The 19,352-nt window shown below is 57.8% G+C and carries 20 protein-coding genes and 1 tRNA gene; 17 read left to right on the top strand and 4 right to left on the bottom strand.

Annotation, left to right across the window (positions count from 1 at the left end; translation table 11 throughout):
- Both GHO03_RS18960 and GHO03_RS18955 read left to right on the top strand, forming a co-directional pair.
- The coding region (locus tag GHO03_RS18960; protein WP_368668069.1) for a PUA domain-containing protein at window positions 1-433 on the top strand (433 nt) is incomplete at its 5' end.
- 14 nt (window positions 434-447) lie between these two features.
- Window positions 448-909 (top strand): CreA family protein, encoded by a 462-nt coding sequence (locus GHO03_RS18955; protein WP_094999349.1) that lies wholly within the window; start codon window positions 448-450, stop codon window positions 907-909.
- Window positions 910-1,232: 323 nt separating this feature from the next.
- On the opposite strand, the gene rpsT is transcribed toward GHO03_RS18955, so the two are convergent.
- A complete protein-coding gene (gene rpsT, locus GHO03_RS18950) occupies window positions 1,233-1,511 on the bottom strand; it encodes a 30S ribosomal protein S20 (RefSeq protein ID WP_003443902.1) in 279 nt (92 codons plus the stop codon).
- A gap of 250 nt (window positions 1,512-1,761) precedes the next feature.
- On the opposite strand from rpsT, the gene murJ reads away from it, so the two are divergent.
- The 6 genes from murJ (at window position 1,762) to ispH (ending at window position 9,151) form a co-directional block, all read left to right on the top strand.
- Window positions 1,762-3,300, top strand: coding sequence for a murein biosynthesis integral membrane protein MurJ (murJ, locus tag GHO03_RS18945; RefSeq protein ID WP_095018378.1), 1,539 nt, complete (start codon window positions 1,762-1,764; stop codon window positions 3,298-3,300).
- Window positions 3,301-3,418: 118 nt separating this feature from the next.
- The gene (ribF, locus tag GHO03_RS18940; protein WP_094999347.1) at window positions 3,419-4,369 is read left to right on the top strand and encodes a bifunctional riboflavin kinase/FAD synthetase; all 951 of its coding nucleotides are present in this window, start codon (window positions 3,419-3,421) and stop codon (window positions 4,367-4,369) included.
- Window positions 4,366-7,197, top strand: coding sequence for an isoleucine--tRNA ligase (gene ileS / locus GHO03_RS18935; RefSeq protein WP_095018377.1), 2,832 nt, complete (start codon window positions 4,366-4,368; stop codon window positions 7,195-7,197). The genes ribF and ileS overlap by 4 nt, the downstream gene beginning before the upstream one ends.
- Complete coding sequence (lspA, locus tag GHO03_RS18930) at window positions 7,190-7,708, top strand: signal peptidase II (RefSeq protein ID WP_094999345.1); 519 nt, start codon at window positions 7,190-7,192, stop codon at window positions 7,706-7,708. Before ileS ends, lspA begins: the two co-directional genes overlap by 8 nt.
- Window positions 7,701-8,138, top strand: coding sequence for an FKBP-type peptidyl-prolyl cis-trans isomerase (gene fkpB / locus GHO03_RS18925; protein WP_086795845.1), 438 nt, complete (start codon window positions 7,701-7,703; stop codon window positions 8,136-8,138). Before lspA ends, fkpB begins: the two co-directional genes overlap by 8 nt.
- A gap of 65 nt (window positions 8,139-8,203) precedes the next feature.
- Window positions 8,204-9,151 (top strand): 4-hydroxy-3-methylbut-2-enyl diphosphate reductase, encoded by a 948-nt coding sequence (ispH, locus tag GHO03_RS18920; RefSeq protein WP_094999344.1) that lies wholly within the window; start codon window positions 8,204-8,206, stop codon window positions 9,149-9,151.
- On the opposite strand, the gene GHO03_RS18915 is transcribed toward ispH, so the two are convergent.
- Window positions 9,148-9,669 (bottom strand): GspH/FimT family protein, encoded by a 522-nt coding sequence (locus GHO03_RS18915; RefSeq protein WP_240043139.1) that lies wholly within the window; start codon window positions 9,667-9,669, stop codon window positions 9,148-9,150. The two genes, ispH and GHO03_RS18915, sit on opposite strands and share 4 nt — an antisense overlap.
- A gap of 234 nt (window positions 9,670-9,903) precedes the next feature.
- Between GHO03_RS18915 and pilV the strand changes: the two genes are divergently transcribed.
- The 5 genes from pilV to thiO are packed head-to-tail and all read left to right on the top strand — an operon-like array spanning window position 9,904 to window position 12,925.
- A complete protein-coding gene (gene pilV / locus GHO03_RS18910) occupies window positions 9,904-10,146 on the top strand; it encodes a type IV pilus modification protein PilV (RefSeq protein ID WP_094999343.1) in 243 nt (80 codons plus the stop codon).
- Window positions 10,143-10,826 (top strand): PilW family protein, encoded by a 684-nt coding sequence (locus GHO03_RS18905; protein ID WP_153400343.1) that lies wholly within the window; start codon window positions 10,143-10,145, stop codon window positions 10,824-10,826. The genes pilV and GHO03_RS18905 overlap by 4 nt, the downstream gene beginning before the upstream one ends.
- Before the next feature lie 10 nt (window positions 10,827-10,836).
- The gene (locus tag GHO03_RS18900; protein WP_095031754.1) at window positions 10,837-11,379 is read left to right on the top strand and encodes a PilX N-terminal domain-containing pilus assembly protein; all 543 of its coding nucleotides are present in this window, start codon (window positions 10,837-10,839) and stop codon (window positions 11,377-11,379) included.
- A 10-nt stretch (window positions 11,380-11,389) separates the two neighbouring features.
- A complete protein-coding gene (locus GHO03_RS18895; RefSeq protein ID WP_095023416.1) occupies window positions 11,390-11,791 on the top strand; it encodes a type IV pilin protein in 402 nt (133 codons plus the stop codon).
- A gap of 33 nt (window positions 11,792-11,824) precedes the next feature.
- The gene (gene thiO / locus GHO03_RS18890) at window positions 11,825-12,925 is read left to right on the top strand and encodes a glycine oxidase ThiO (protein ID WP_095018372.1); all 1,101 of its coding nucleotides are present in this window, start codon (window positions 11,825-11,827) and stop codon (window positions 12,923-12,925) included.
- 154 nt (window positions 12,926-13,079) lie between these two features.
- On the opposite strand, the gene GHO03_RS18885 is transcribed toward thiO, so the two are convergent.
- Both GHO03_RS18885 and GHO03_RS18880 read right to left on the bottom strand, forming a co-directional pair.
- Window positions 13,080-13,310 (bottom strand): PP0621 family protein, encoded by a 231-nt coding sequence (locus GHO03_RS18885; protein ID WP_094999338.1) that lies wholly within the window; start codon window positions 13,308-13,310, stop codon window positions 13,080-13,082.
- Between the two features lie 118 nt (window positions 13,311-13,428).
- Window positions 13,429-14,442 carry an outer membrane protein assembly factor BamD gene (locus GHO03_RS18880; RefSeq protein WP_094999337.1) on the bottom strand — a complete coding sequence of 338 codons (1,014 nt, stop codon included), beginning with the start codon at window positions 14,440-14,442 and terminating at the stop codon, window positions 13,429-13,431.
- Between the two features lie 148 nt (window positions 14,443-14,590).
- Here GHO03_RS18880 and rluD point away from each other — a divergent pair, with 148 nt between their 5' ends.
- The 4 genes from rluD (at window position 14,591) to GHO03_RS18860 (ending at window position 19,351) form a co-directional block, all read left to right on the top strand.
- Window positions 14,591-15,553 (top strand): 23S rRNA pseudouridine(1911/1915/1917) synthase RluD, encoded by a 963-nt coding sequence (gene rluD / locus GHO03_RS18875; RefSeq protein ID WP_094999964.1) that lies wholly within the window; start codon window positions 14,591-14,593, stop codon window positions 15,551-15,553.
- Window positions 15,550-16,284 carry a peptidoglycan editing factor PgeF gene (gene pgeF, locus GHO03_RS18870; RefSeq protein ID WP_094999336.1) on the top strand — a complete coding sequence of 245 codons (735 nt, stop codon included), beginning with the start codon at window positions 15,550-15,552 and terminating at the stop codon, window positions 16,282-16,284. Before rluD ends, pgeF begins: the two co-directional genes overlap by 4 nt.
- 120 nt (window positions 16,285-16,404) lie before the next feature.
- A complete protein-coding gene (gene clpB, locus GHO03_RS18865) occupies window positions 16,405-18,972 on the top strand; it encodes an ATP-dependent chaperone ClpB (protein ID WP_094999335.1) in 2,568 nt (855 codons plus the stop codon).
- A 306-nt stretch (window positions 18,973-19,278) separates the two neighbouring features.
- Window positions 19,279-19,351, top strand: a tRNA-Asn gene (locus tag GHO03_RS18860).
- The last annotated feature ends 1 nt before the right edge of the window (window position 19,352 follow it).

Here is a 19,352-nt window from a genome sequence, read left to right as displayed (position 1 = left end):
GCGTTCCGGTGCGCACACGATCATTGTGGGTGGGCGTCTGGAGCGGGTGCTGGATCGTCTCAAGGCGGGCGAGCGACTGGGTACCTTGCTGTCCCCGGAGCGTGGCCTGCTGGCTGCGCGCAAGCAGTGGCTGGCCGGACACTTGCAGACCCGTGGCACGCTGGTGCTGGATGAAGGCGCTGTGGCGGCCTTGTCCAAGGGCAATAAAAGCCTGTTGCCTGTAGGGGTCAAGGCGGTTCAGGGCGGTTTCCGTCGTGGCGAGATGGTGGTGTGCGTCGCGCCGGACGGGCGGGAGATCGCTCGTGGCCTGGCCAACTACAGTGCTGCCGAGGCGCAAAAAATTATCGGGCAATCGTCGGATGCGATTGTCGGCTTGTTGGGTTATATGGCGGAACCTGAGCTGGTTCATCGCGATAACCTGATTCTGGTTTGAATTTGAGGTGTGGTATGCGCTTGATTGGCGGTTTATTGGGTTTGATGTTGGCGATGCCGCTAATGGCCTCGGCGGAAGAAATTGGCTCGGTGTCGACGGTCTTCAAATTTGTCGGGCCTAATGACCGTATCGTCGTAGAAGCATTCGATGATCCCAAGGTAGATGGCGTGACTTGCTACCTTTCTCGTGCCAAGACGGGTGGCATGAAAGGTGGTCTGGGTTTGGCTGAAGATCGCGCCGAGGCGTCGATTGCCTGCCGTCAGACCGGGCCGATCAGCTTCAAGGGTGACCTGAAAGAGGGTGATGAGGTGTTCAAGGAGCGGACTTCGCTGGTCTTCAAGACCATGCAGGTGGTGCGTTTCCTGGATAAAAAGCGTAATACGCTGGTGTATCTGGTGTACAGCGACCGCTTGATCGAAGGCAGTCCGCAGAATGCCGTAACGGCAATCCCGATTTTGCCGTGGCCGCACGAGTAACGTTGCTCAAGAAAAGCCGCGCTTGTCGCGGCTTTTTTTTGCCGTTTTTTCGCCACTTTGTAGCTGCTTCGTCCCTCTCCAGGAGGGAGAGGGGACTGACTGCGCGCACCCTCAAGATCTCAGTTGATCAGCTCCCTCTCCCTTGGGGGAGGGTTGGGGTGAGGGGCTTTTGATTGCGCTGGGCTCTGAATTGTCGCGTCGTCGCGCCCGCTGGCAGGTGGGCTAGGTCTGTCGCAGAGTATCTACAGGGTTTTTCGTACGCTGATCAAATCGCAGGCAATAAAAAACCGACCCTAAGGTCGGTTTTTTAAAAAGCTTATCGCTTAAGCAGCAGTCGCAAGGTTCAACGCCTTGACGTGGCCATTCAGGCGGCTCTTATGGCGAGCAGCTTTGTTCTTGTGGATGATACCTTTATCGGCCATACGGTCGATAACAGGAACAGCCAGAACATAAGCAGCTTGCGCTTTAGCAGCGTCTTTTGCGTCGATGGCTTTAACTACATTCTTGATGTAGGTACGAACCATGGAACGCAGGCTGGCGTTGTGGCTGCGACGCTTCTCAGCCTGTTTTGCACGTTTTTTGGCGGAAGGTGTGTTGGCCACCGTCGAGCTCCTCGAAAGACTTTTGGGAAATAACAAACAAAATAGGCCGCGAATCATGCCGATGACGAGAACTCTTGTCAAGGGCGTTTGATGCGATCCGCTGAGTGGTGGATCGAGGCAGACGGGATATTTATTTCCGGCGCTTGACCTGTAAACTCGCGAGCTTGGCTCTGTGCTGTTGCGGCGCGCAGTATCGCATAAGTGGGCGCTTTGTTCGCCTGCTCTTTCTCTATAGGCAAAAACTCTTTCAATGAATTTGCTCAAGTCGTTGGCTGCCGTCAGCTCAATCACCATGATTTCCAGGGTTCTGGGCTTCATTCGCGACACCATTATTGCCCGTGCCTTCGGTGCCGGAATGGCCACGGATGCATTCTTTATTGCCTTCAAACTGCCAAACCTGCTGCGCAGGATCTTCGCCGAGGGCGCTTTTTCCCAGGCCTTTGTGCCGATTCTGGCCGAGTACAAAAGCCAGCAGGGCGAGGAGGCGACCCGCACTTTTGTCGCTTATGTCGCCGGGCTTTTGACCCTGGTGCTGGCCATTGTCACCGTGCTGGGCATGGTGGCGGCCCCCTGGGTCATCTGGGCAACGGCCCCGGGGTTCGCCACGACCCCTGAAAAATTCGAGCTCACCAGCGACATGCTGCGGGTCACCTTCCCTTATATCCTGCTGATCTCGCTGTCATCCCTGGCGGGGGCGATCCTCAATACCTGGAACCGTTTTGCGGTGCCGGCCTTTGTGCCGACCCTGCTTAACGTCAGCATGATTGTGTTTGCGTTGTTCCTGACGCCGTATTTCGATCCGCCGGTGATGGCTCTGGGCTGGGCCGTGCTGGTGGGTGGTCTGGCGCAGTTGCTGTTTCAACTGCCACACCTGAAAAAGATCGGCATGCTGGTGCTGCCAAGGCTCAATTTGCGCGATACCGGCGTGTGGCGGGTGATGAAACAGATGCTGCCAGCCATCCTTGGGGTCTCGGTCAGTCAGATCTCTCTGATCATCAATACGATATTTGCCTCATTCCTTGTGGCTGGATCGGTGTCATGGATGTACTACGCGGACCGTCTAATGGAGTTGCCTTCAGGAGTGCTGGGGGTGGCGCTGGGCACCATCCTGCTGCCAACCCTGTCCAAGACCTACGCCAACAAAGACCGTCAGGAGTATTCGCGTATTCTCGACTGGGGCTTGCGCCTGTGTTTTGTGCTGGTGCTTCCATGTTCCCTGGCGCTGGCCATCCTGTCCGAGCCGCTTACCGTTTCACTGTTCCAGTACGGCCAGTTCACGGCGCTGGATGCGGCCATGACCCAGCGTGCATTGATCGCTTATTCGCTGGGCCTGCTCGGAATCATCATTATCAAGGTGTTGGCGCCAGGCTTTTATGCACAGCAAAACATTCGCACGCCAGTCAAAATAGCGGTATTCACCCTGGTGGTGACGCAGTTGCTCAACTTGGTCTTTATCGTGCCGTTGCAGCATGCGGGGCTGGCGTTGGCCATCAGCGTAGGCGCCTGTATCAATGCCGGGCTGCTGTTCTGGCAGTTGCGCCGGCAAAAGCTGTTTGTCGCCCAGCCGGGCTGGACCAAATACCTGTTCAAGCTGGTGCTGGCCGTAGCCGTGATGTCGGCGGTATTGCTGGGCTTGATGCACCTGATGCCGGCCTGGGATCACGGCAATATGCTGGAGCGCTTTATTCGTCTGGGCGGCTTGGTTGTCGCGGGCGTGCTGGCGTATTTCGGTATGCTGCTGCTGTTGGGGCTGCGTTTGAAGGATTTCGCCCGCAAGTCACTTATGTAAGCTAATGACGGGTCAGACGTCGATTTTGTCGAATTGACCCGATTTGCCTTGCGCTGTTGCCTGTCGTACTGGGCCGGGTGTGGTTATAATCGACCACTTTATGAGCAAGAAGCGCGTTATGCAGCTGGTTCTAGGCCTTCACAATCTGCGGCCCCAGCATCGGGGCTGTGTCGCCACTATTGGCAACTTTGACGGTGTACACCGTGGTCACCAGGCTATCCTGGGCCGGCTGCGTGAGCGTGCACTGGAGTTGGGCGTGCCCAGCTGCGTGGTGATTTTCGAGCCGCAGCCGCGCGAATTCTTCGCCCCGGATACGGCTCCTGCACGTCTGGCCCGGTTGCGCGACAAGTTGCAACTGCTGGCAGACGCCGGAGTCGACCGGGTGCTGTGCCTGGCGTTCAATCAACGTCTGTGCAAGCTCAGCGCCGCCGAATTCGTCGATACCATTCTGGTCGACGGCCTGGGCGTGCAGCATCTGGAGGTCGGTGACGACTTCCGTTTTGGCTGCGATCGCGTCGGCGATTTTGACTTTTTGCAGCAGGCTGGCCAGATGCAGGGTTTCACCGTCGAGGCGGCGCAAACGGTTGAGCTTGATGGCGTACGCATCAGCAGCACCAAGGTGCGTGATGCTCTGGCCAGTGCCGACTTCTCCCTGGCAGAGCGTTTGCTGGGGCGCCCTTTTCAAATCGCTGGCCGGGTATTGCACGGGCAAAAACTGGCGCGCCAGTTGGGCACGCCGACCGCCAATATTCAGCTCAAGCGTCGTCGTGTGCCGTTGACCGGGGTGTACCTGGCCAGCGTCGAGATCGACGGTAAAACCTGGCCCGGCGTCGCCAATATCGGCGTGCGGCCAACCGTAGCAGGGGATGGCAGCGCCCATCTTGAAGTACATCTGTTGGATTTCGCCGGCGATCTGTATGGTCGGCGTTTGAACGTGGCATTCCACCACAAGCTGCGTGATGAGCAGCGTTTCGCCTCCCTGGAGGCGCTCAAGACGGCGATCAATGCGGACGTCGCCGCCGCCCGAGCCTTTTGGCTGGGTCAACCGCTTAAAAAGAGCCTGAAATGACCGACTACAAAGCCACGCTAAACCTCCCGGACACCGCCTTCCCAATGAAGGCCGGCCTGCCACAGCGCGAACCGCAAATTTTGCAGCGCTGGGACAGCATTGGCCTGTACGGGAAGTTGCGCGAGATTGGCAAGGATCGCCCGAAGTTCGTACTTCACGACGGTCCTCCGTACGCCAACGGCACTATCCATATCGGTCATGCGCTGAACAAGATTCTGAAAGACATGATCATCCGCTCCAAGACCCTGTCGGGTTTTGACGCGCCGTATGTGCCGGGCTGGGATTGCCATGGTTTGCCGATTGAACACAAGGTCGAAGTGACCCACGGTAAAAACCTGAGCGCGGATAAAACCCGCGAGCTGTGCCGTGCCTACGCCACCGAGCAGATCGAGGGGCAGAAATCCGAGTTCATCCGTCTGGGTGTGCTGGGTGATTTCGCCAACCCGTACAAGACCATGGACTTCAAAAACGAAGCCGGTGAAATCCGTGCTTTGGCTGAGATCGTCAAGGGCGGTTTTGTGTTCAAGGGCCTCAAGCCGGTGAACTGGTGCTTCGATTGCGGTTCGGCCCTGGCTGAAGCTGAAGTTGAATACCAGGACAAGAAGTCTGCGGCCATCGACGTTGCCTTCCCGGTTGCCGACGAAGCCAGGCTGGCAGAGGCCTTTGGTCTGGCGGCACTGAGCAAACCTGCTTCGATCGTGATCTGGACCACCACCCCGTGGACCATTCCGGCCAACCAGGCGCTTAACGTACACCCGGAATTCACCTACGCGCTGGTCGACGTGGGCGACAAGTTGCTGGTACTGGCTGAAGAACTGGTCGAATCGAGTCTGGCGCGTTACAACCTGCAGGGTTCGGTCATCGCGACCACCACTGGCTCAGCGCTTGAACTGATCAACTTCCGTCACCCGTTCTATGACCGTCTGTCGCCTGTTTATCTGGCCGACTACGTTGAGCTGGGTGCTGGCACTGGTGTGGTTCACTCGGCTCCAGCCTACGGCGTAGACGACTTCGTGACCTGCAAAGCCTATGGCATGGTCAACGACGACATCATCAACCCGGTGCAAAGCAATGGCGTTTACGTGCCGTCGCTGGAGTTCTTCGGTGGCCAGTTCATCTGGAAGGCCAACCAGAACATCATCGACAAGCTGATCGAAGTCGGTTCGTTGATGTTCACCGAGACCATCAGCCACAGCTATATGCACTGCTGGCGCCACAAGACGCCGCTGATCTACCGTGCCACCGCCCAGTGGTTTATCGGTATGGACAAGCAGCCGACTGATGGCGATACCTTGCGCACCCGTGCGCTGCAAGCGATCGAAGACACCCAGTTCGTTCCGGCCTGGGGTCAGGCGCGCCTGCACTCGATGATCGCCAACCGCCCGGACTGGTGCATCTCGCGTCAACGCAACTGGGGCGTGCCGATCCCGTTTTTCCTGAACAAGGAAAGCGGCGAGCTGCACCCGCGCACCGTCGAAATGATGGAAGAAGTGGCCAAGCGCGTTGAAGTCGAAGGCATCGAGGCGTGGTTCAAGCTGGATGCTGCCGAGCTGCTGGGCGACGAAGCGCCGCTGTACGACAAGATCAGCGATACCCTCGACGTCTGGTTCGATTCGGGCACCACGCACTGGCATGTCCTTCGCGGTTCGCACCCGATGGGTCATGAAACCGGCCCACGCGCTGATCTCTACCTTGAAGGCTCCGACCAGCACCGTGGCTGGTTCCACTCGTCGTTGCTGACGGGTTGCGCCATCGACAACCACGCGCCGTACCGCGAGCTGCTGACCCACGGTTTTACCGTGGACGAAGCGGGCCGCAAGATGTCCAAGTCGCTGGGCAACGTGATTGCACCGCAAAAGGTCAACGACACCCTGGGCGCCGACATCATGCGTCTGTGGGTTGCCTCGACCGACTACTCGGGCGAAATCGCGGTTTCCGACCAGATCCTGCAGCGCAGTGCGGACGCCTACCGACGTATCCGCAATACCGCACGCTTCCTGCTGTCGAACCTGACCGGTTTCAATCCAGCCACCGACATCCTGCCTGCCGAAGAAATGCTGGCACTGGACCGTTGGGCGGTGGATCGTGCGTTGCTGCTGCAACGTGAGCTGGAGCTGCATTACGGCGAATACCGTTTCTGGAACGTGTACTCCAAGGTGCACAACTTCTGCGTTCAGGAGCTGGGCGGTTTCTATCTCGACATCATCAAGGACCGCCAGTACACCACCGGCGCCAACAGCAAGGCTCGCCGTTCGTGCCAGACCGCGCTGTTCCACATCTCTGAAGCGCTGGTGCGCTGGATCGCTCCGATCCTGGCGTTCACCGCTGATGAGTTGTGGCAGTACCTGCCGGGCGAGCGCAACGAATCGGTGATGCTCAACACCTGGTACGAAGGCCTGACTGAACTGCCGGAAGGCACCGAACTGGATCGCGCCTACTGGGAGCGAATCATGGCGGTCAAGGTTGCGGTCAACAAGGAAATGGAAAACTTGCGCGCAGCCAAGGCCATTGGCGGTAACTTGCAAGCAGAAGTGACCCTGTTCGCCGAAGATCAGCTGGCTGCTGATTTGTCCAAGTTGAGCAACGAGCTGCGTTTCGTGTTGATCACCTCCACTGCCAGCGTTGCGCCTTTTGCGCAGGCTCCAGCAGATGCCGTGGTTACCGAAGTGGCTGGCCTCAAACTCAAGGTGGTCAAGTCGGCCCATGCCAAGTGCGCCCGTTGCTGGCACTGCCGTGAAGACGTCGGCGTTAACCCCGAGCACCCTGAAATCTGCGGTCGTTGTGTAGACAATATCAGCGGCGCTGGTGAGGTACGTCACTATGCCTAATACCAGCACTACCGGGCGCTTCGGGCGCCTGGGCTGGCTCTGGTTGACTGTGCTGGTCCTGGTCATTGACCTGACCAGCAAGGTCTACTTCGACAATTCGCTGCAGATGTACCAGCAGATTGTGGTGATTCCCGACCTGTTCAGCTGGACCCTGGCTTACAACACCGGTGCGGCCTTCAGCTTCCTGGCGGACAGTGCCGGCTGGCAGCGCTGGCTGTTTGCCCTGATCGCGGTCGTGGTCAGTGCCGTGCTGGTGGTCTGGCTCAAGCGTCTGGGGCGCAATGACACCTGGTTGGCCATTGCCCTTGCCCTGATTCTGGGCGGCGCACTGGGTAACCTGTATGACCGTATTGTCTACGGTCATGTGGTCGATTTCATTCTGGTGCATTGGCAAAATCGCTGGTACTTCCCTGCGTTCAACTTCGCCGACAGTGCGATTTGCGTAGGTGCCGTGATGCTGGCACTGGATATGTTCAAAAGTAAAAAGCCCGAGGAACCCGCTCATGACTGAGCAGCGTATTGGTCAGAACACGCAGGTCACTCTGCATTTTGCTTTGCGTCTGGAAAATGGCGACACCGTTGACAGCACCTTCGACAAATCCCCGGCCACTTTCAAGGTGGGTGATGGCAGCTTGCTGCCAGGGTTTGAAGCGGCGTTGTTCGGTTTCAAGGCGGGTGACAAGCGCACACTGGAGATTCTTCCGGAAAACGCCTTTGGCCAGCCTAACCCGCAAAACGTGCAGATCATTCCGCGTTCGCAGTTCAAGGACATGGAGTTGTCGCAAGGTTTGCTGGTGATCTTCAATGATGCGGCCAACACCGAGCTTCCGGGTGTGGTCAAAGAGTTCGATGACGAGCAAGTCACCATTGATTTCAACCATCCGCTGGCAGGCAAAACCCTGACCTTCGACGTGGAAATCAAAGACGTTCAAGCGCTGTAATCCAGTGCCCGGCTGCGGCCGGGCCTGATTGGCATTATTTTTCTGCGCGTCCCACGAGGCCCAGCATGCATATCAAACTCGCCAACCCCCGTGGCTTCTGCGCCGGGGTGGACCGTGCGATTGAAATCGTCAATCGTGCTCTGGAAGTTTTCGGTCCGCCTATCTATGTTCGCCACGAAGTGGTGCACAACAAATTTGTCGTTGAAGACCTGCGTTCCCGTGGCGCTATTTTCGTCGAAGAGCTGGATCAGGTGCCGGACGACGTCATTGTGATATTCAGTGCCCACGGCGTTTCCCAGGCCGTGCGTACAGAGGCTGCCGGGCGTGGTCTCAAGGTGTTCGACGCGACCTGCCCGCTGGTGACAAAGGTGCATATTGAGGTCGCGCGCTATAGCCGTGATGGCCGTGAGTGCATTTTGATTGGTCATGCCGGTCATCCGGAAGTCGAAGGCACCATGGGCCAGTACGACGCCAGTAATGGTGGCGCGATCTACCTGGTCGAAGATGAAAAGGATGTTGCGAACCTGCAGGTCAAAGACCCGGAAAAACTGGCCTTTGTAACCCAGACAACCTTGTCGATGGACGACACCAGTCGTGTGATCGACGCCCTGCGTTCGCGCTTCCCGGCCATTGGCGGACCGCGCAAGGACGATATCTGCTATGCCACGCAAAACCGTCAGGATGCGGTCAAGCAACTGGCTGATGAGTGCGATGTCGTGTTGGTAGTTGGCAGCCCGAACAGCTCCAACTCCAACCGCCTGCGCGAACTGGCGGAGCGTATGCAGACCCCCGCCTACCTGATCGACGGTGCTGAAGACCTGCAAAAAAGCTGGTTCGACGGCGTAAACAGCATCGGTATCACCGCCGGTGCATCGGCCCCAGAGGTACTGGTACGTGGCGTGATTCAACAGCTGCATGCCTGGGGCGCAACCGGTGCCGACGAGCTGGCCGGCCGTGAAGAGAATGTTACGTTCTCCATGCCCAAAGAGTTGCGCGTTCGCGCCATTACCTAAGCGTGCCTGCATAAGGCCTGTGCAGTTTTATCGCTGCGCAGGCTGATGCGCCCGCTCTTGGCCAGCACCACTTGATAGTGGCTCTGTGCAGTCCTTGCCTGACAAACATGCAGTGTCCCGGCTTGAAAGGCGCCTCCAATCAGTTGTGGCTCGCCCAGCGGGTTGAAGCGCACATACCGTTTAACCGGTGTATTGCCCGCAATGGGTATGCGCCCACTGCCCTGTGACTCGACCAGCACCGGGTTGCCCTTGTCCAGATGGCCTTGGCCGCTCAAGTCCAGAATCGTCCTCCAGCCTCGGCTCCAATCTTCTTCGTACGGATAAACCACCACAAATTGTTGGCGTAGCAGTGCTTGTGCGCGTGCATTGCGCAGGCTGCTGGCCAGTTGTTCGGCAGTGATCTGACGCTGATGATGCTCGACAAGGGCGCTATAGGCCGGGCTGGCAAAACGGGCCGTAAGCGCCACGATCGTCAGCGTCAGTAGCAGCTGGATCAGACTCATGCCACGTTGATGCATAGCGTCCTCCCTGGACGGTTCAAGTGTGTTTTCTCTGTATAGCGAACTCTGGCACTACAGGTTCACGGCAATGGTTTCATCATGTTTTCTCACCGTTAACAGCTTACGAAGTCAGGCGAAAAATCCGGCTGGTTTGCTTGGCTTCGTCCTGCCGTGCAGAGCAGCGGGGGAGGCTAGGCTTTTGTCTGGGCGGCACAGGGCGTGCCGTCGAACCCTCTGATATGGACGATTCGGATGCCTCGATTAGTTAAAAGTCGACAAGACGGGATGAGCTTGATCGAAGTGCTTATCGCGCTGTTGATTCTGTTTATCAGCCTGATGGGCTCTGCTGCTATGCAACTCAATGCCTTGAAACATACGGCAAGCGCGCTGATAAGCACCCAGGACAGTTTTATTGCCTACAGCAGGCTGGATCAGATGCGCGCGGAGGTCGTCCACCCCTTGTCGAGCGGTCATGCCGGGGCCGGGTCATCATGAGCAATCCCCGTTCAGGTTTTGGCCTGATCGAGCTGATGGTGGCTCTGGCGCTGGGAATGCTGGTAGTGCTGGGCATGACGCAGATTTTCTCAAGCAGCCGCGAGGCTTACTTAAGCAAGCGGTCGTCGGCAAGGCTGCAGGAGGATGCGCGTTATGTGCTGAGTAAACTGGCTCGGGAGATTCGCATGGCGGGCATGTTTGGCTGCCTGTCAGTCGATCGTATTGTTGATGCGCCCTCTGTTTTTAAAACACCGGTCTCCTGGCAGAGGGGGGTGTTGCGCATGATCAGTTCGGACGTGGCGCTTCAGGCTGCCAAGCCTGACTGGACTGTGGTCTCGGACTGCACAAGTTTCGCCCGGGCCTATCCCGGGGCAAGGTCGTTTTTGGCTCCCGGTGAAACGGCATTTCCCGTGCGTGAATTGTTTTACCGTCATGAGCACGGGCAGTTAAAGATCGGGCCCAATAAAGCGGTGCTGCTCGATAATGTGGCTGCCTTTGACGTGAGTTTTGGCGTGGCCGGGACGGCAGGTTCGCACTCCGTGCTGCGTTATGAGAGTCGTCTGGTCAAAGGTTCCAGTCTGCGCAGCATCCGTATCGGCCTGACATTGCGAGACCGCGCCGGGCGGGTCAAGGACCAGGTCTATCAGTTGGAAGTCGCTTTGCGTAACCGGCTGGCTTAGGGCGCGCATCATGCCTTTGCCATTGATTTGTCAGCGCGGCATGGCACTGCTGGTCAGCCTGGTTTTCATGCTGTTGCTGAGCCTGATCGGGATGGCTGCATTGATCAGTGCGACCCTTCAGGAAAAAATGTCTGCAGGCGTTCAACATGCCAACCACTCATTTCAGGCCGCAGAAGCGGCGCTTGGCAGCGGGGAGGCCTGGCTTCAGATCCAATGGGGCAGGGTAATGCCTTGCACTTCGCCAGCAAGCTGTAACCCGCCCCCAGAGGTGCGTACTCAGGCTGTGCCAGGCATCGATCCGGCCTCCGGGGTACGTTGGATAAGCGTTGCGAACGGGCTGTATGGTGTTCAGAACCTTGGGCCAAGCATTACGCCAGCCCATTTGCCAGTGACCACCACTACCCGTTTGTATCGAGTTACCGGTATTGGCTGGCACGGGCAGTCGCGCACCGTACTGGAGAGTATTTATGCGCGTTATCAAGGGCCGGATAACGCTTCGCAAGAGCGTGTTGCCAGGGGTTTTCACCGGGTCATGTGGCGACAGCTGCAATAGGACGCACGAAATGTACAGGTATGTAGCAGGTTTTACCCTGATCGAACTGATGATCGTCGTGGTTATCACCGGTATCCTTGGCGCATTCGTTTATCCGTTGTACGGCGATTATGTAAAGCGGGCTTACCGCTCTCAAGTTGTTGTCCTGTTGACGGAGCAAGCCCAAAGTCTTGAGCGCTTTTACACAAAGAACGCGGTATATAGCGGTATGAAAGACCTTAGTTCAGGCAATCAGCACTACGACATCAGTGCCGATCTCGTCGACCACGGCTACTGGCTGAAGGCGACGCCCAAACAAGGTTCGGCAATGGCGGGGGATTCGTGCGGGAGCTTTACGCTGGCTCACACCGGTATGGCAACGATAACCCAGGCCGCCCCTGGCCTGACAATGCAGCAGTGTTGGGGGCGCTAACGATTGATTTTGAATGACGGGCTGGATTAACAGATGGCTAGGCAGCAACGGGTGGTGATTGTCGGGGGCGGTGTCATAGGCCTGCTGACTGCGTTTAATCTGGCGGCTGATGTAGAGCAGGTGATTGTGCTGGAGCGTGGCGGGGCGGGCCAGGAGTCCTCCTGGGCCGGCGGCGGTATTGTTTCGCCGCTTTATCCGTGGCGCTATAACTGTGCTGTAACGGCCCTGGCGCACTGGTCTCAGGACTTTTATCCGCAATTGGCCGAGCGTCTGTTTGCTTCGACGGGTATTGATCCTGAAGTACACACCACCGGGCTGTACTGGCTGGACCTGGATGATGAGGCTCAGGCGCTGGAGTGGGCCGGGCGCGAAGGGCGACCTCTGGGGGCGGTCGATATGTCGGCAGTCCATGATGCCGTGCCCGTGCTGGGCGGTGGTTATGCACACGCAATTTATATGGCTAATGTGGCCAATGTGCGGAATCCGCGGTTGGTGAAATCGCTGAAGGCTGCACTGCAGGCGATGCCGAATGTCACTGTGCATGAGCAGTGCGAGGTGCTCGGCTTTGTTCGCGAAGGCGAAAGAGTTTGCGGGGTCAATACGGCCCGGGGTGAGATTCGCGGCGACGAGGTGGTGTTGTCGGCCGGGGCCTGGAGCGGTGAGTTGTTGAGCGGGCTGGGGCTGGAGTTGCCTGTGGAGCCGGTCAAGGGGCAGATGATCCTGTACAAATGCGCATCTGACTTTTTGTCGTGCATGGTGCTGGCAAAAGGGCGTTATGCCATTCCCCGCCGCGACGGTCATATCCTGATCGGTAGCACGCTGGAGCATGAAGGCTTTGATAAAACCCCGACCCTTACGGCCCTTGAGAGCCTCAAGGCCTCGGCAGTCGAATTGATCCCGGCCCTGGCCGATGCTGAAGTGGTGGGGCACTGGGCCGGGCTGCGGCCAGGTTCGCCCGAGGGCATTCCGTATATTGGGCGGGTGTCAGGTTTTGATGGTCTGTGGCTCAACTGCGGGCACTATCGCAACGGTCTGGTATTGGCACCGGCGTCCTGCCAATTATTCGCGGACTTGCTGCTGGGGCGTGAGCCGATTATCGACCCGACGCCTTATGCGCCAGAGGGGCGGATTTAAGCGGCTACAAACACAGAGGGATTTCTGTCGATACTCTGTTGTAGATCAAGCCCTATTGTGGGAGCGAGCCTGCTCGCGAACGACCTTCGCGAGCAGGCTCGCTCCCACAGTTGCCGTTTTCCTGTCGTAGCCTGCGGCAGCGATCACAGGTGGCTTAACCCCTTGGTTTTGGCCCTTGCTCCAGATGCTGCTGGGTGCAATACCACTCTTGTTGCTGGCTCAGGGCGCGGTCACGGGGCAGGTGTACGCCACAGTGGGCGCAGCGCACCATTGGCTGAGCGCTCGGGTCGACCGGTTTTTTGGTCGCGGCCATACCGGTCTTGTATTTGCGCCACAGCCAAACGCCTGCAGCAATCAGCGCTGCCCAGATCAGTAAACGAAGCATGGTAATTCGCTATTCGAGAAAAGATGCACCAGTTTAGCCAAGGACCTGGCAGGCGCACAGCGGTAAATCAAACATAAAAAAAGAGCTCCGAAGAGCTCTTTTTTTATGTGCTGAACGATCAGTCGAACAGGCCCAGGGTCATGTAGCTGAACCAGGAGCGGCTTTTACCTTCAGCTTGCGGTTCTTCGATGATGTCGCCATCGGCATCCTTTGGCTTCAGTTCTGCCGGGATTGCATCCTTGGCATCCTGGTACTGCTTCTGGATATCCATGTTTGCACGGGTTTCACCCGGTGGCAGCGGTGTGCTGGATTCGATCAGGCCCAATGTGGCCTTGCTCAGCCATGAACGGTTGTCCGACTCGGAAACCTGCGGCACAAACTGGCCGTCTACCAGGCTCGGGTGGTCCGGGTAGTTGGTCTTGAGCACTTCAAGGCTGGTGTTGGCCAGCTGGTCGAGATGCATGCGCTGGTAGGACTCAACCATTACCGCCAGGCCGTCGCCGACCGAAGGAGTTTCCTGGAAGTTTTCGACCACATAGCGGCCACGGTTGGCAGCGGCTACATAAGCCTGACGAGTCAGGTAGTAATCGGCTACGTGGATTTCATACGCTGCCAACAGGTTGCGCAGGTAGATCATGCGCTGCTTGGCGTCGGGTGCGTAGCGGCTGTTGGGGAAGCGGCTGGTGAGCTGGGCGAACTCGTTGTAGGAGTCGCGTGCAGCGCCCGGGTCACGCTTGCTCATGTCCAGCGGCAGGAAGCGCGCCAGCAGGCCAACGTCCTGGTCAAAGGAGGTCAGGCCCTTGAGGTAGTAGGCGTAGTCAACGTTCGGATGCTGTGGATGCAGGCGGATAAACCGTTCGGCAGCCGACTTGGCCGCTTCGGGCTCGGAGTTCTTGTAGTAGGCGTAAATAAGTTCAAGCTGGGCCTGGTCGGCGTAGCGACCGAACGGGTAGCGTGACTCAAGGGCCTTGAGTTTGGCGGTAGCACTGGTATAGCTGTGGTTGTCCAGGTCGGCCTGTGCCTGCTGGTACAGCTCCACTTCGCTGAGGTTTTCGTCAACGACTTCTTTAGTCGACGAGCAAGCGGCGGTCAGTGCGAGGATGGCGATCAGCAGCAGGTGTCTCACTTGCATGGCGGCTTGCGTCCCTATGACGGCCGCTGTCTTGGGCGGGTCCGTCCTGTTATGATGAGTGCCCCGTGAAAAGCCTCGGGGCAAAAGACGCCGTATTTAACCACAAGCGCGCAGCCGAAACCAAAGGCTTGGCGCGGTCCTGATGAGCATGTCCGAGAAAATTCAACTTCGCGAAGAGGTGCCGTCCGAACTGGGTGGCCAACGCCTCGATCAAGTCGCCGCACAATTATTCGCTGAGCACTCGCGCTCGCGCCTTTCCGCCTGGATCAAAGACGGCCGCCTTACTGTGGACGGAGCCGTCATACGCCCCCGTGACATCGTACACGGCGGTGCCATCCTGGAGCTGACTGCAGAGCAGGAAGCCCAGGGTGAGTGGATCGCTGAAGACATCCCCCTGGATATCGTCTACGAAGACGATGACATCCTGGTCATCAACAAGCCTGCGGGCCTTGTGGTGCACCCGGCTGCGGGGCATGCCAGTGGTACTTTGCTCAATGCCTTGCTGCATCACGTACCGGACATTATCAATGTGCCGCGTGCGGGGATCGTGCATCGCCTGGACAAGGACACCACCGGTCTGATGGTGGTCGCCAAGACCATTCAGGCGCAGACACAACTGGTTACACAGTTGCAGAGCCGCAGTGTCAGTCGTATCTATGAGTGCATCGTTATCGGTGTCGTGACCGCCGGGGGCAAGATCGACGCGCCTATCGGCCGTCACGGCCAGCAGCGTCAGCGCATGGCGGTAATGGAAGGCGGCAAGCAGGCGGTCAGTCATTACCGTGTGCTTGAGCGTTTCCGTTCCCACACCCATGTGCGGGTAAAGCTGGAAACCGGTCGTACGCACCAGATTCGTGTGCATATGTCTCATATCAACTTCCCGTTGGTCGGAGACCCTGCTTACGGCGGTCGCTTCCGTATTCCGCCGTCTGCCAGCGTGACGATGGTCGAGTCCCTGAAAAACTTCCCGCGTCAGGCGCTCCATGCCCGTTTCCTCGAGCTGGATCATCCGACGACCGGTAAGCGCATGAGCTGGGAATCAGCACTGCCTGACGACTTTGTCTGGCTGTTGACGTTGCTCAAGCAAGACCGTGAGGCATTTATCGGGTGAACACCTTCCTGATTCCTGACTGGCCAGCGCCGGCAGGCATCCGGGCCTGTGTGACCACCCGTGCGGGCGGCGTCAGTGTGGCGCCGTTCGACAGCTTCAACCTGGGCGACCATGTAGGCGACGACCCTGTTGCCGTTGCGCATAACCGCCATCGCCTTACCCATATTTTTGACGTACAGCCCGCCTGGCTTAGCCAGGTTCACGGGGTTGTGGTCGCACCTGCCAATCCCGAACTGATTGTTGAGGCCGATGCCAGCTGGACGGCCACCCCCGGTATTGCCTGTACGGCAATGACGGCGGATTGTTTGCCTGCATTGTTCTGCGATCGTGCTGGCACTCGTGTTGCGGCAGCCCATGCCGGTTGGCGCGGGCTGGCGGCCGGGGTGCTTGAAGCCGCCGCACTAAGCCTCAATGTTGCGCCACAGGAGCTGCTTGTGTGGCTGGGGCCGGCCATTGGCCCCAAGGCATTTGAGGTCGGGGCCGAGGTGCGGGAGGTCTTTGTAAAAGACATGCCCCAGGCCGAAGCCGCCTTTGTGCCCAGCATCAATGCCGGGCGTTTTATGGCCGATATCTATGAGCTGGCGCGTTTGCGTCTGGCCCGCTTCGGTATCACGGCTGTGTACGGCGGGGGTTTTTGCACCGTGACCGACCCGCGTTTCTTCTCCTATCGGCGCAGTCCCAATACTGGCCGCTTCGCATCACTGGTTTGGATCGAAAGACCGTCCAGCTGATCTGCGTCATTTTCCAAACGCTTGAAACTCTCGTAATCGCCCGCATCTACTATGGTATCTGGCAGGTTTCTTCATTCAGGAGTTTCCATCCCTCCGGCCTGCTCATAAGGAAGGTGACGAATGCGTATAGATAGATTAACCAGCAAGTTGCAATTGGCGTTGTCCGATGCTCAGTCATTGGCCGTTGGCCTCGATCATCCGGCCATCGAGCCTGCGCACTTGATGCAGGCATTGCTGGAACAGCAGGGCGGTTCGATCAAGCCGTTGCTGATGCAAGTCGGTTTCGATGTAAACAGCCTGCGTAAAGAGCTGACCAAAGAGCTCGATCAGCTGCCAAAAATTCAGAATCCGACTGGCGACGTAAACATGTCGCAGGATTTGGCACGTCTGTTGAACCAGGCGGATCGTCTGGCGCAGCAAAAAGGCGACCAGTACATCACCAGCGAAGTTGTATTGCTGGCGGCGATGGACGACAACAGCAAGCTGGGCAAGTTGTTGCTGGGTCAGGGCGTGAGCAAGAAAGCCCTGGAAAATGCCATCAACAACCTGCGTGGCGGCGAAGCGGTCAATGACCCGAACGTTGAAGAGTCACGCCAGGCGCTGGACAAGTACACCATTGACCTGACCAAGCGCGCCGAAGAGGGCAAGCTCGACCCGGTGATCGGTCGTGACGATGAAATTCGTCGCACCATTCAGGTCTTGCAGCGCCGTACCAAGAACAACCCGGTACTGATCGGTGAGCCTGGCGTGGGTAAAACCGCGATTGCCGAAGGTCTGGCACAACGGATCATCAATGGCGAAGTGCCTGACGGCCTCAAGGGCAAACGTCTGCTGTCCCTGGACATCGGTGCGCTGATTGCCGGTGCCAAGTTCCGCGGTGAGTTCGAGGAGCGCCTGAAAGCAGTGCTTAACGAGCTGTCGAAGCAGGAAGGGCAAGTCATCCTGTTTATCGACGAATTGCATGTCATGGTTGGCGCCGGTAAAGGCGAGGGTGCCATGGATGCGGGCAATATGCTCAAGCCTGCACTGGCTCGCGGTGAGTTGCACTGCGTGGGTGCGACCACGCTCAACGAGTACCGCCAATACATCGAGAAGGACGCAGCACTTGAGCGTCGCTTCCAGAAAGTACTGGTGGACGAGCCGAGCGAAGAAGACACCATTGCGATCCTGCGTGGCCTCAAAGAGCGTTATGAAGTTCACCACAAGGTAGCGATTACCGACGGTGCGATCATTGCGGCGGTCAAACTCAGCCATCGTTACATCACCGACCGGCAGTTGCCGGACAAGGCGATTGACCTGATGGACGAGGCTGCCAGCCGTATCCGCATGGAGATCGACTCCAAGCCTGAGGTACTGGACCGTCTTGAACGTCGCTTGATTCAACTGAAGGTTGAAGCCCAGGCGTTGAAGAAAGAAGAAGACGAGGCCGCGAAAAAACGCCTCGAGAAATTGCAGGAAGAAATCGAGCGTCACGAGCGCGAATATTCGGACCTCGAAGAGATCTGGACCTCGGAAAAAGCCGAAGTGCAGGGTTCTGCCCAGATCCAGCAGAAAATCGAGCAGGCGCGCCAGGAGCTTGAAGTGGCCCGCCGCAGCGGCAACCTCAACCGCATGGCCGAGTTGCAGTACGGGATCATCCCTGATCTGGAACGCAGCCTGCAGATGGTCGACGAGCACAGCGGCAAAACTGAAAACCAGTTGTTGCGCAGCAAAGTGACTGAAGAGGAAATCGCGGAAGTGGTATCGAAGTGGACGGGTATCCCGGTCTCCAAGATGCTCGAAGGCGAACGCGACAAGCTGATGAAAATGGAAAGCCTGTTGCATGAGCGCGTGATTGGCCAGGACGAGGCCGTAGTGGCTGTGTCCAACGCCGTGCGGCGTTCCCGTGCCGGCCTGAGTGACCCGAACCGTCCTAGCGGCTCGTTCATGTTCCTCGGCCCGACCGGTGTGGGTAAAACCGAGTTGTGCAAGGCGCTGGCCGAGTTCCTCTTTGATACTGAAGAGGCGATGGTGCGGATCGATATGTCCGAGTTCATGGAGAAACATTCCGTGGCTCGACTGATCGGTGCACCACCAGGCTATGTGGGCTACGAAGAAGGCGGTTATCTGACCGAAGCGGTACGGCGCAAGCCTTACTCGGTGATCCTGCTGGATGAAGTCGAGAAGGCTCACCCGGACGTGTTCAACGTGTTGCTGCAAGTGCTGGAAGACGGTCGCCTGACTGACAGCCACGGCCGTACCGTGGACTTCCGCAACACGGTGATCGTGATGACCTCCAACCTGGGCTCTGCACAGATCCAGGAGCTGGTGGGCGATCGCGAGGCACAGCGTGCAGCGGTGATGGATGCGGTCAGCACCCACTTCCGTCCGGAGTTCGTGAACCGGATCGACGAAGTGGTGATCTTCGAGCCTCTGGCCCGTGATCAGATTGCTGGCATCGCCGAAATCCAGTTGGGTCGTCTGCGCAGTCGTCTGGCTGAGCGTGACTTGAGCCTTGAGCTGAACCAGGATGCTCTGGACAAGCTGATTGCGGTTGGTTACGACCCGGTTTATGGCGCACGCCCTCTGAAACGTGCGATCCAGCGCTGGATCGAAAACCCGCTGGCACAACTGATCCTGTCCGGTCAGTTCTTGCCTGGCACCACCGTGACAGCCAGCGTGAAGGACGACGAAATCGTCTTCGCATAAGGTTTGAAAGCGGTGTTTTAACAGAGGCCTCGCTTTGCGAGGCCTTTTTTTTCTAGGGTGTTGATCTGTAAGGAAAACGCTTGTAATATGCGCCCCGCAGCAAGCAACCCGTAATAGCGACTTGGCCCAAACCGAGAAGCCCGCTGGAAGAGCTAAGTAATTGTCTTCTAACGAAAAATAAGGGTTGACAAGGCTTTTAAAGCTTGTAGAATAGCCGACCTCAGAGACGCCAACGCAGCGATGCGAAGAACTCGAAGAGTGTTGCTAAGCAGTAAGGCAACAACGTTACAAATTGAAATATGTAGTTCCGCGATAGCTCAGTTGGTAGAGCAAATGACTGTTAATCATTGGGTCCCTGGTTCGAGTCCAGGTCGTGGAGC

It is taken from the genome of Pseudomonas sp. FSL R10-1339 (genome assembly GCF_009600545.1).
Taxonomy (GTDB): domain Bacteria; phylum Pseudomonadota; class Gammaproteobacteria; order Pseudomonadales; family Pseudomonadaceae; genus Aquipseudomonas; species Aquipseudomonas bubulae.
The sequence above is the reverse complement of the archived record's forward strand: the minus strand, read 5'-3'. Positions and strand labels throughout refer to the sequence as shown.